Origin of the sequence: Arthrobacter sp. (assembly GCF_030540645.1) — a bacterium.
In the GTDB taxonomy this organism is placed as follows: Bacteria; Actinomycetota; Actinomycetes; order Actinomycetales; family Micrococcaceae; genus Specibacter.
The window spans coordinates 1-12144 of record NZ_JAUNVV010000099.1 but is presented as its reverse complement, the minus strand read 5'-3'; the positions used below and the strand labels follow the sequence as shown (position 1 = coordinate 12144).

Sequence of the window (12144 nt, the reverse complement as noted above, 5' to 3'; positions counted from 1 at the left end):
ATCCTCTGCGACGCGGCTCTGCGACGCGAAGGGTTCGGGAGCATCGGGGTCATCGGATCCACCGCAAAATGGGCCAGGTTTCGGATGAAACTCGCAGCCGAAGGGCATTCAGAAGCCTTGCTCGAGCGTATTCAATGCCCCATCGGAATCCCCGACATCACCGGGAAACACCCTGCCGTGATCGCCATCAGTGTCGCCGCCGACCTGATGCGCGTCCTTCAGAAAGGTCCGGCTAGTTTCTGTTGAGCCCCGTGGAGATCACTTGGGCGGCCTTGTGCAGCAGCGGGATGGCGCGGTTGGCAAAACGCTCGTCAACGCGCTGGACGGGACCGGAGACGGAGATTGCCGTCGGCGTGGGCGCGTTCGGAACAGCCATGGCGAAGCAACGCACGCCAAGTTCCTGCTCCTCCTCGTCAATCGAGTATCCACGTTCGCGGATCTGGGCGAGGTCGGCCAGCAGACTTTCCACGGTCTTGTGGCTTTTACTGGTGGGCGTGGGCATGCCTTGCCGAGCCACAATGCGACGCACTGTGTCGTCGTCCAGTTGGGCCAGCAGCGCCTTGCCGACACCGGTGTCGTGGGTGTGGGCCCGGCGACCCACTTCGGTAAACATGCGCATGGCGTGCGGGGAGGGGACCTGGGCAATGTAAATGACCATGTCCGTGTCCAGGACGGCCATGTTGGCTGTTTCACCCAATTGCTGGACCAAAGACTCCAGCTGCGGCATGGCCATGGCGCCAAGCTGCTTCGTGGCACCTTCACCCAACCGGATCAACCGCGGGCCCAGAGCGTAGCGCCGGCTGGGGAGCTGACGAATGTAGCCAAGCGAGACAAGGGTGCGCAGGAGCCTGTGAATGGTGGGCAGCGGCAGCTCGGTGGAGGCGGAGAGCTCACTGAGGGTTACATTGCCGCCAGCTTCGGTGATGAGTTCGAGCAGTTCGAAGACACGCTCCACGGACTGGACGCCGCCCGTTGCTTTAGCTGCCATGGTGAGTCTCCTACTAGTTCAAAGTCACTAATCATTCCGCATGGTGGTATGAATCTTCCAATTGACAACATACCTTATTCAGCTTCAGCGTCTTCAAACATCGCTCAGGGCTTGAATTTCCACCAGATAGATAATAATATCCATTCTACGAGAACAATCGTAAATGTCGACTAGCCCTCACGGGCCATACCTCAAGGAATCTCAATGGCGAATCCTAGCCCCGGCAACTCCATCACCCTCCGCGTGACCGCTCCGTCCAACTTCACCGTCACGAGCGAGCTGGCTGCTGCCGTCGGTTCAGCCGGTGCCGCAGTCACCGCGTTGGACGTTGTTGAATCACAGCACGAGAGCATCGTCGTCGACATCACCGCGAACACCACCGACGACGAGCACGCAAACCGGGTCAAAGATGCCCTGGAAGCACTCGAAGGCGTTCACGTCCAGCACGTCTCAGACCGCACGTTCCTGATGCACTTGGGCGGCAAGCTCGAGGTCAACTCCAAGTTCGTCATCCGCAACCGTGACGATCTCTCACGCGCCTACACCCCCGGCGTCGCCCGTGTCTGCATGGCCATCCACGATGATCCTGCCGCTGCCCGCAACCTGACCATCAAGCGCAACACCATCGCCGTGGTCACCGACGGCACGGCCGTTCTGGGCTTGGGCGACATTGGACCGGCAGCCGCACTTCCCGTCATGGAAGGCAAGGCCGCCCTGTTCAAGCAGTTCGCAAACGTTGATGCCTGGCCGGTCTGCCTTGACACTAAGGACACCGAAGAGATCATCATGATCGTCAAGGCCATGGCTCCTGTTTACGGTGGCATCAACCTTGAAGATATCGCCGCTCCCCGCTGCTTCGAAATTGAGCGTCGTCTGAAGGAAGAACTGGACATCCCGGTCTTCCACGATGACCAGCACGGCACCGCAATCGTCACCCTTGCCGCACTGACCAACGCACTGAAGGTCGTCGACAAGAAGATCGAAGACGTCAAGATCGTCGTCGCAGGCGTCGGCGCAGCCGGCAACGCCATCATCCAGCTCCTGCTGGCCCAGGGTGCCAAGAACATTGTGGCCTGTGGCCGCAGCGGCGCCGTGAACCGCGACGAGACCTACACGGACGCTCACCGCACCTGGTTGGCGAACAACACCAACCCGGACAACTTCACCGGCACCCTGCACGACGCCGTTGCCGGCGCCGACGTCTTCATTGGCGTCAGCGGCCCCAACGTCCTCGGCGAGGAGCAGGTTGCTTCCATGGCCAAGGATTCGATCGTGTTCGCCATGGCCAACCCGACCCCCGAGGTTGATCCGGTCATCGCATCGAAGTATGCAGCCGTGGTTGCCACCGGTCGCAGCGACTTCCCGAACCAGATCAACAACGTGCTGGCATTCCCCGGATTCTTCCGCGGTTTGCTGGATGCGGGCGTTTCGGACATTACAGATGAGATGCTTGTTGCAGCGGCCACTGCCATCGCCGACCGCGTCGATGACTCTGAGCGCAACGCAAGCTTCATCATTCCCAGCGTCTTCGACCCGCATGTGGCCGGCGACGTTGCAGCAGCCGTGGCCAACGCGGCAGCTGCCTCACTTTCCGAAAGGGCCAACGCATGAGCAGCCAGATAGCAACAGTCACCGATCCCAACCCCATCCCGCGTGCAGAAGAAATCCTCACGCCCGAGGCCCTGGCCTTCGTGACCGAACTGAACCGCCGCTTCAACCCCGTCCGCGAGGAGCTGCTGGCCGCCCGCGGCACGAAGCGCGAAGAAGTTGCTGCGACAGGCAAGCTTGATTTCCTGCCGGAAACCAAGTCCGTCCGTGAAGGCGATTGGAAGGTTGCTCCGGCTCCGGCGCCCCTGCAGGACCGCCGCGTTGAAATGACCGGTCCGGCTTCACCGGCCAAGATGGCCATCAATGCGCTCAACTCCGGCGCCAAGGTGTGGCTCGCCGACCTTGAAGATGCATCAACCCCCACCTGGCCCAACGTTGTCGACGCCGTCCTGAACTTGAAGGACGCAGCAGAGGGAACCCTTGAATACACCTCCCCCGAGGGCAAGGAATACCGCCTGCGCACCGACGCACCCTTGGCTGTTGTGGTGGCCCGCCCCCGTGGCTGGCACCTGATCGAAAGCCACGTGCTGGTCGACGGCGCACCCACCTCCGGTGGTCTGGTGGACTTTGGCCTGCTCTTCTTCCACACGGCCAAGGCACTCATCGCCAAGGGCCAGGGACCGTACTACTACCTGCCGAAGATGGAAAGCTACCTTGAGGCCCGCCTCTGGAATGACGTCTTCGTGTTTGCCCAGGACTACCTGGCCATCCCACAGGGCACCATCCGCGCAACCGTGCTGATCGAAACCATCCCGGCTGCTTTCGAAATGGATGAAATCCTCTACGAACTGCGCGACCACGCATCAGGGTTGAACGCAGGCCGCTGGGACTACCTCTTCAGCATCATCAAGTACTTCCGCGATGCCGGCGAGAACTTCACCCTCCCGGACCGCGCCCAGGTTGCCATGACTGCTCCCTTCATGCGTGCCTACACCGAGCTCCTGGTCAAGACCTGCCACCACCGTGGCGCGTTTGCCATGGGTGGCATGGCTGCAGTCATCCCCAACCGCCGCGAGCCCGAAGTAACGGCAGCAGCGTTTGAGAAGGTGCGCAATGACAAGACCCGCGAAGCCAACGACGGCTTTGACGGTTCGTGGGTTGCACACCCGGACCTGGTCCCCGTGTGCGAGGAAGTCTTCGAAACCATCCTGGGCGGGAAACCGAACCAGCTGGACAAGCAGCGCCCCGAAGTCAACGTCACGGCCGATCAGCTGTTGGACATTCCTTCAGCACAGGGTCAGGCAACCGAAGCAGGCCTGCGCCTGAACCTGTATGTGGCTGTCGCCTACACCGCCGTCTGGATTTCAGGCAACGGCGCCGTGGCCATCCACAACTTGATGGAAGATGCCGCCACCGCGGAAATCTCCCGTTCACAGGTCTGGCAGCAGATCCGCAACAAGACCACCCTTGCCGACACCGGCAATGTGGTCACGCGCGAACTCGTCACCAGCATCCTTGCCGAGGAAACCGAGAAGCTGCGCGGCGAAGTTGGCGAAGAACTGTTCACGAAGTACTATAAGGACGCCAGCGCCCTGATCAGTGACATCTGCCTCTCCGAGGACTACACCGACTTCCTCACCATCCCGGCCTACGAACTGGTGGGCTAGGAATGGCTGTACAAGCGTCTCTGAACGCGGCCGACCTGGCCCACATTGAGTCCGCCTGTGCCGCCACGGACACGTTGCTTGACCGCAACTACCCGGGCGACGACGGAAGCCGCCAGCCTGTCCACACGGTCTATGTACCGGCAGACAAGTTCAATTCCTCCTTTGCCGCCGAATGGGGCGCGCAGGGTCAGGCCGCCATCGACGCCTATGGTGGACTGGAAAAGCTCGGCAAGCTGCTCGGCCAGGACGACGAACTGGCTGCAGCCGTGGCACCTCGCGTGGCTGCCAAGCTGGCAAGCGAACCCATCGAAGACCTGCGCCTCGACTTTGAGGACGGCTTCGGCGATCGTGGCGACGAGGCAGAAGATGCTGCCGCCGTCGCAGCCGGCAAGGCTGTCAATGCAGCAGTGGAGGCTGGAGACGCTCCTCCGTTCATCGGCATTCGCTTCAAGTGCTTCGAGGCCCCCACACGGGCCCGTGGCGTGCGGACCCTTGACCTCTTTGTCTCGGCACTGGCCTCGGCCGGTGAATTGCCGCAGGGACTGATCCTGACCCTTCCCAAGGTCACCACCGTGGACCAGGTCAAGGCCATGGACTTCGCTGTCAGCCGTTTGGAGGAAATCCACGGACTGCCCGCTGGACGCCTTCGCTTTGAGGTGCAGGTGGAAACCCCACAGATCATCCTCAGCCACGAAGGCACCTCCCCCGTGGCACAGCTGGCCCACGCAGTGCCAGGACGCATCAGCGGCCTGCACTATGGCACCTACGACTACAGTGCATCGCTGGAAATCTCAGCCGAGTACCAGTCCATGGAACACCCCGTCGCGGATCTCGCGAAGGAAGTCATGCAGCTGGCAGTCGCCGGAACAGGCATCCGCCTTTCCGACGGCTCAACCAACATCATGCCCATTGGTGAAGGTGCCGAGTCCGCCTGGGCACTGCACGGCCGTTTGGTCCGCCGTTCCTTGGAACGCGGCTACTACCAGGGCTGGGACTTGAACGCTGCCCAGTTGCCGAGCCGTTTCAGCGCAACGTACGCGTTCTACCGCCAGGGGCTGCCCGCAGCCGCCGTGCGGTTGCGCAACTACGTCCAGCAGACCCCCGGTGCTGTCATGGACGAGCCGGCAACGGCCCGCGCCTTGGCGAACTTCATCCTGCGTGGCCTCGTTTGTGGAGCCGCCGGAGCCGAAGAAGTGCTGGCCCTGACGAGCCTTGACCAAAGTCAACTGACGAAGCTGGCCCACCCGCGGCTCGCCTCCGTCTCCAAGTAAAAGGATTCAGCTATGGGCAAGTATTACTACCCGCAAGGCGGCCTGCCGCCGCAGACACACCTGACCACCGAACGCGCCATTGTCAAGGAGGCCTACACGGTCATCCCCAAGGGCGTCATGACGGACATCGTGACCAGTTCACTGCCGGGCTTCTCCAACACCCGCTCATGGATCCTGGCACGCCCGATCTCCGGCTTCGCCACCACCTTCTCTCAGCTGATCGTTGAGATTGGTGCTGGCGGCGGCGCCCCTCGCGCCGAGTTCGAGCCCGGCGTTGAAGGCGTCATCTTCGTCACCAAGGGCAAGGTCAACCTGACCCTTGAAGGCGAACTGCACCAGTTGGAGGAAGGCGGCTACGCCTACCTCGCAGCCGGTGACGCCTGGGGCCTGGAAAACGTTTCCGATGACATCGTCTCCTTCCAGTGGATCCGCAAGGCGTACGAGCGTCTTGATGGCTACGAGGCAACGTCATTTGTCACCAGTGACGATGAAGTTGAGCCCACTGCGATGCCGGACACCAACGGTGCCTGGAAGACCACCCGGTTCACGGACTCATCCGACCTGGCACACGACATGCAGGTGAACATTGTTACGTTCCAGCCCGGCGGCGTCATCCCGTTCCCGGAAACGCACGTCATGGAACACGGCCTGTACGTCCTTGAAGGCAAGGCCATGTACCTGCTCAACGACGATTGGGTCGAAGTGGAAGCAGGCGACTTCCTGTGGCTTCGCGCATTCTGCCCGCAGGCGTGCTACGCCGGCGGCCCGGGCGAGTTCCGCTACCTGCTGTACAAGGACATGAACCGTCAGATCAAACTGACGTAAGGTCCACATTTGCACTACCAGCGCCCGTTTGTGCTTTTAGCCCCCGTCTGACGGGGTGCTAAAAGCACAAACGGGCGCTTTTTTGTGCCTAACCCCTACCCACTCGTGATTCGCATCCCACCATGGCCTTGACGTTGCCCGTAATCATCTCTAAACTTTTCATAAGGCAGAAACTTATTTCCACAATATGAGAACGTTGGAATCTAGAATTCCATTGGAAGGACCTACAATGACGTACACAGTGAACTGCTCCATCCTCCTGACAGAGCTTCCCCTGCTCGAACGCCCGGCCGCAGCCAAGGCCGCTGGTTTTGACGCAGTGGAGTTCTGGTGGCCCTTTGAATCCTCCGTCCCGGCCGACGCCGATGTCGCCGCGTTTGAGCGTGCCATCACCGATGCAGGCGTGCAGCTGACCGGTCTGAACTTCAACGCCGGCAACATGCCCGGCGGTGACCGCGGCCTCGTTTCCTGGAAGGGACGCTGCTCGGAATTCAAGGACAACATTGCCGTGGTGGCAGGCATTGGCGAACGCCTTGGCTGCAAGCACTTCAACGCCCTGTACGGCAACCGTCAGGAAGAGTTCAGTGCCGAAGAGCAGGACGAACTTGGTGTCAAGAACCTCGTGGCCGCTGCCCAAGGCGTTGCAGCCATCGGCGGCACCGTGTTGCTGGAACCCGTCTCCGGAACCCCCGCCTACCCGTTGAAGACCGCTGCGGATGTCATGGCCATCATCGCCATGACCGAAGCAGCCGGCGTCGACAATGTGAAGCTCCTTGCTGACTTCTACCACTTGGCCGTCAACGGCGACGACGTAGCAGCTGTCATTGAAAACCATGCCAAGGACTTCGGCCACATTCAGATCGCCGACAACCCGGGCCGCGGCGCCCCCGGCACCGGCACGCTCCCGCTCGACCAGTGGATCGCCCGCAGCCGCGAATTGGGCTACACCGGCCCCATCGGTCTGGAATACAAGGCTCCCGCAGCGGAGGCCTTCAACTGGGCCGTTCGCCAGCCTTCCAACTAAACCTCCCTCCACCAAACCCCTTACACTTCACGCAAAGGAATCAATATGAGCAACGTTGCAGTAATCGGACTCGGCATCATGGGACTGCCCATGGCAGTGAACCTCGTCAAGGCCGGCCACACGGTCACCGGCTTCAACCGCAGCCAGGGCGCCATCGACAAGCTTGTCGAAGCCGGCGGCAAGGGCGGCACGTCCATCGCCGACGCCGTGAAGGATGCCGACGTCGTCGTCACCATGGTTCCGGACTCCCCCGACGTTGAAGGTGTTGTCAGCGGCCCCGAGGGCCTCTTCGCCAACGCCCGCAAGGGCACCATCTGGGTTGATGCCAGCTCCATCCGCCCCGACGTCTCCAAGCGTCTCTCCGAAGACGCCGTTGCAGCCGGCATCCGCCCCTTGGACGCTCCCGTCTCAGGCGGCGAGCAGGGTGCCATTGACGGTGTCCTCTCCATCATGGTTGGCGGAGACGCCAAGGACTTTGCCGACGCGGCAGACGTCCTGAATGCCGTTGGCAAGACCATCGTTCACGTTGGTCCCTCCGGCTCAGGCCAGACTGTCAAGGCAGCCAACCAGCTGATCGTGGCCGTCAACATCCAGGCCCTCTCGGAAGCCATCGTGTTCCTTGAGGCCTACGGCGTGGACACCGACGCCGCACTGAAGGTTCTTGGCGGCGGCCTCGCCGGCTCCAAGGTCCTTGACCAGAAGGGCCAGAAGATGCTCGATCGCAACTTCGACCCCGGCTTCCGCCTTGCCCTTCACAACAAGGACCTCGGCATTGTCACCGCAGCAGCCCGCGAAGCCGGCGTTGCTGTCCCGCTTGGCGGCGCAGTTGCCCAGCTCGTTACGTCCATGGTTGCCCAGGGCGACGGCGGACTGGACCACTCAGGTCTGTTCAAGCTGGCACTGGCCTCCTCCGGCCGCAAGTAGGCAACACCCTGCGGGGTTCACGCCCCACACACTTCCCGCCGTCGGATGCTCCTCGAGACGTCCGACGGCGGGAAACCCACCTCCCGTTCAGCACTCCCCCGGCCCCACCAGGGCACACCGCACAAAAATTTTGAAGGAGCAAACCATGGCTAAAATGCGCAGCGTAGACGCAGCCGTTTTGATTTTGGAAAAAGAAGGCGCCACGGAGATCTTTGGTCTTCCCGGAGCAGCCATCAACCCGTTCTACTCGGCCATGCGCCAGCACGGCGGCTTCAACCACACCCTGGCGCGCCACATGGAGGGTGGCTCCCACATGGCGGACGGCTACTCACGTGCCGCCGAGGGTAACATCGGTGTTTGCACCGGAACGTCCGGCCCCGCCGGCACCGACATGATCACCGGGCTGTACGCCGCCCAGGCTGACTCCATCCCGATGCTGTGCATCACCGGTCAGGCACCTGTTGCCAAGCTGCACAAAGAAGACTTCCAGGCCATTGACATTGAGAGCATTGCTGCCCCGGTCACGAAAATGTCCATGACAGTCAAGGAGCCCGGCCAGATCCCCGGCGCCTTCCAGAAGGCCTTCTACCTCATGCGCTCAGGCCGTCCCGGCCCGGTTCTCTTGGACCTGCCCATCGACGTGCAGATGGCCGAGATTGAATTCGACATCGACGCTTACGAGCCCCTCGTCCCGAGCAAGCCCGCGGCATCGCGCCAGCAGGCCGAAAAAGCCCTGGACATCCTGCTGGCCGGCGAAAAGCCGCTGATCGTCGCCGGTGGCGGCGTCATCAACGCCAACGCCTCCGAGCAACTGGTGGAACTGGCCGAACTGCTGAACATCCCCGTCATCTCCACGCTCATGGGCTGGGGCGTCATCGCGGACGACCACCCGTTGAGCGCCGGCATGGTTGGTCTGCAGACCTCACACCGCTACGGCAACGCCACGTTCCTGGAGTCCGACACCGTCATCGGCATCGGCAACCGCTGGGCCAACCGCCATACCGGCGGACTGGACACCTACACCAAGGGCCGCAAGTTCATCCACGTGGACATCGAGCCCACCCAGATCGGCCGCGTTTTCGCACCGGACCTGGGCATCGTCTCCGACGCCGGAGCAGCCCTGACCGTGTTGCTCGAAGTCGCCCGTGAGCGCAAGGCCGACCTCGGCGTGCCGGACTACGGCACCTGGTCCAAGGACTGCCAGGCTCGCAAGGGCTCATTGCAGCGCAAGACCCACTTCGACAACGTGCCCATGAAGCCGCAGCGCGTGTACGAAGAAATGAATGCCGCGTTCGGCCCGGACACCACCTACGTCTCCACCATCGGTTTGTCGCAGATTGCCGGCGCCCAGATGCTGCACGTCTTTGGCCCGCGCCAGTGGATCAACGCCGGACAGGCCGGCCCCTTGGGCTGGACCATGCCTGCAGCCCTGGGCGTTGTCCGTGGCAAGCCGGGACAGACCGTTGTCGCGCTCTCGGGTGACTACGACTTCCAGTTCATGATCGAAGAGCTGGCCGTCGGCGCACAGTTCAACCTGCCGTACATCCACGTAGTCGTCAACAACTCTTACCTGGGCCTGATCCGTCAGTCCCAGCGCGGACTCAAGATGGATTACCACGTGTCGCTGGCGTTCGACAACCTCAACTCCCCGGAAACCAACGGCTACGGCGTTGACCACATCAAGGTTGCCGAAGGCTTGGGCTGCAAGGCCATCCGCGTTGAGCGCCCCGAGGACATGGCTGCCGCATTCGCCGAGGCAAAGCGACTCATGGAAGAGTTCAAGGTTCCGGTTGTCGTAGAAGCCATCCTGGAGCGCGTCACCAACATTTCCATGGGCACCGAGCTGGACAACGTCAACGAGATCGAAGACATTGCCCAATACGCTGCCGACGCACCCACCGCAATCCTGACACTTCAGGACTAGGGACGAATCATGCGGATCGTCCTCGCCCCTGACAAGTTCAAGGGATCGCTGTCGGCACCGGAGGTGGCTCAATGGCTGGAAACCGGATTGCGCATTGCGCATCCCGGACTGGACATTGACCTCATGCCCGTTGCCGACGGCGGCGAGGGCACCGTAGACGCTGTGGTGGCCTCTGGCTTCACCCGCGTCAGCACCACCGTTCAAGGGCCCACCGGCCAGCCCATCACCGCTGACTTTGCCGTCAACGGCAAGGTGGCTGTCATTGAGATGGCAGCAGCCTCCGGGCTGGCCGTGCTCCCCAACGGAACGTTTTCCCCCTTGGCGGCGAGCACCTTTGGCACTGGCCAACTGGTGTCCGCCGCCTTGGACCACGGCTGCACCGAGATTGTTCTCGGAGTGGGCGGCAGCGCCACAACGGACGGCGGAGCGGGCATGCTCGCAGCGTTGGGCGTTAAATTCAAGGACGCGTCCGGGCGGCGCCTGCCCCCCGGCGGCGGCGCCCTTGCCAAGCTCACCAACATTGACTTGACCGGACTCGACACGCGACTGGGCGGAGTAACACTCACCCTGGCCAGCGACGTCGACAATCCCCTGCTCGGCCCTGATGGCGCGGCGGCAGTTTTCGCCCCCCAAAAAGGCGCCAGCGAAGCTCACGTCAAACACCTCGAAAATGCCCTTGAGCGGTATTTCCGCATCATGGCCAACGCACTAGGGACAGCCGCTGTGGACGCCATTGACGCACCCGGCTCCGGCGCGGCTGGTGGTACCGGCTACGCAGCCCTGGCCGTTTTATCCGCCATGCGCCGGCCCGGCATCGACGTTATCCTTGGCCTGACCGGGCTTGCTGCCAGGATTGACGGCGCCGATCTGGTCATTACGGGCGAAGGCAGTTTGGACGAACAGAGCCTCTTTGGCAAGGCCCCCATGGGTGTCGCGACGGCGGCACGTGCAGCAGGCGTACCTGTTGTAGCCGTGTGTGGACGCACCACCTTGAGCCCCGAAACGTTGACTGCAGCCGGTTTTGCCCACAGTTACGCCTTGACGGATATAGAATCCGATACAGACCTTTGCATGAAGAACGCCGGCGCCCTCTTGACACAAATCGGGGCATTGATCGGCACACGACTTGCCAGCACCGGCAAGGAAGAGGAGAACTCCTATGTCTAACACCGCAGGAAATGAAGCACATGGGGACATCTATGACCTGGTCATTCGCGGCAAGCGAGTACTGACCACCGCCGGCATTGTGCCGCGCGAAGTGGGCGTCCGCAACGGCGTCACCATAGCCCTTGAACCCCTGGGCAACAATCTCGCCGGACGCGAGGTCATTGAACTGGCAGACGACGAGACGCTCATCCCGGGCCTCGTTGACAGCCACGTGCACGTCAACGAGCCCGGCCGCACGGACTGGGAAGGCTTCGCCTCCGCCACCCGCGCAGCAGCAGCCGGCGGCGTCACCACCATCATCGACATGCCCCTCAACAGCATCCCGGCGACCGTCAACGTGGACGCTTTGGAACTCAAGCGCAGCGTAGCGCGCGACCAGGCGTTCGTGGACGTTGGCTTCTGGGGCGGTGCCATCCCCGGCAACACCAAGGATCTGCGCCCGCTGCACGACGACGGCGCCTTCGGCTTCAAGTGCTTCCTGTTGCACTCCGGCGTGGACGAATTCCCGCCGCTGGATCCCGACGAGATGGAACTGGACATGCGGGAGCTGACGAGCTACGACGCTCTCATGCTGGTCCACGCCGAAGACTCACGCACCATCGACCGGGCCCCTACTGCCCAGGGTGACCACTACGAGAAGTTCCTGGCCTCGCGCCCCCGCGGAGCCGAGAACCTGGCCGTTGCCGAGGTTATTGAGCGCGCCCGCTGGACCGGTGCCAGGGCCCACATCCTGCACTTGAGCTCCTCCGATGCCCTGCCCATGATTGCCAGCGCCCGCCGCGACGGCGTCAAGCTGACCGTGGAAA

At 62.3% G+C, this 12144-nt stretch carries 11 protein-coding genes; 10 read left to right on the top strand and 1 reads right to left on the bottom strand.

Going from position 1 to position 12144, the window contains the following annotated elements:
* The coding region (locus Q4P21_RS14520) for an XdhC family protein (protein WP_303389451.1) at window positions 1–246 on the top strand (246 nt) is incomplete at its 5' end.
* Here the strand turns inward: Q4P21_RS14520 and Q4P21_RS14515 are convergent.
* Complete coding sequence (locus Q4P21_RS14515) at window positions 233–988, bottom strand: IclR family transcriptional regulator (RefSeq protein WP_303389450.1); 756 nt, start codon at window positions 986–988, stop codon at window positions 233–235. The two genes, Q4P21_RS14520 and Q4P21_RS14515, sit on opposite strands and share 14 nt — an antisense overlap.
* A gap of 204 nt (window positions 989–1192) precedes the next feature.
* Here Q4P21_RS14515 and Q4P21_RS14510 point away from each other — a divergent pair, with 204 nt between their 5' ends.
* The 9 genes from Q4P21_RS14510 to Q4P21_RS14470 form a co-directional block, all read left to right on the top strand.
* Window positions 1193–2599 (top strand): NAD-dependent malic enzyme, encoded by a 1407-nt coding sequence (locus tag Q4P21_RS14510; RefSeq protein ID WP_303389449.1) that lies wholly within the window; start codon window positions 1193–1195, stop codon window positions 2597–2599.
* Entirely contained in the window at window positions 2596–4203 is a 1608-nt protein-coding gene (gene aceB, locus Q4P21_RS14505; protein ID WP_303389448.1) for a malate synthase A, read from the top strand. The genes Q4P21_RS14510 and aceB overlap by 4 nt, the downstream gene beginning before the upstream one ends.
* A 2-nt stretch (window positions 4204–4205) precedes the next feature.
* Window positions 4206–5474 carry an aldolase gene (locus Q4P21_RS14500; protein ID WP_303389447.1) on the top strand — a complete coding sequence of 423 codons (1269 nt, stop codon included), beginning with the start codon at window positions 4206–4208 and terminating at the stop codon, window positions 5472–5474.
* Between the two features lie 12 nt (window positions 5475–5486).
* Window positions 5487–6299, top strand: a complete 813-nt coding sequence (locus Q4P21_RS14495) for a bifunctional allantoicase/(S)-ureidoglycine aminohydrolase (protein WP_207344588.1) — start codon at window positions 5487–5489, stop codon at window positions 6297–6299.
* Between the two features lie 229 nt (window positions 6300–6528).
* Window positions 6529–7323, top strand: coding sequence for a hydroxypyruvate isomerase family protein (locus Q4P21_RS14490; protein WP_303389446.1), 795 nt, complete (start codon window positions 6529–6531; stop codon window positions 7321–7323).
* 45 nt (window positions 7324–7368) lie between these two features.
* Window positions 7369–8247, top strand: coding sequence for a 2-hydroxy-3-oxopropionate reductase (locus tag Q4P21_RS14485; protein ID WP_369598906.1), 879 nt, complete (start codon window positions 7369–7371; stop codon window positions 8245–8247).
* Window positions 8248–8392: 145 nt separating this feature from the next.
* On the top strand, window positions 8393–10171 hold the full coding sequence (gene gcl, locus Q4P21_RS14480; protein WP_303389445.1) for a glyoxylate carboligase: 1779 nt from the start codon (window positions 8393–8395) through the stop codon (window positions 10169–10171).
* 9 nt (window positions 10172–10180) lie between these two features.
* A complete protein-coding gene (locus tag Q4P21_RS14475) occupies window positions 10181–11338 on the top strand; it encodes a glycerate kinase (RefSeq protein ID WP_303389444.1) in 1158 nt (385 codons plus the stop codon).
* Window positions 11331–12144: amidohydrolase family protein (locus Q4P21_RS14470; RefSeq protein ID WP_303389443.1), on the top strand; the 814-nt coding region annotated here is incomplete at its 3' end. The genes Q4P21_RS14475 and Q4P21_RS14470, both read left to right, overlap by 8 nt.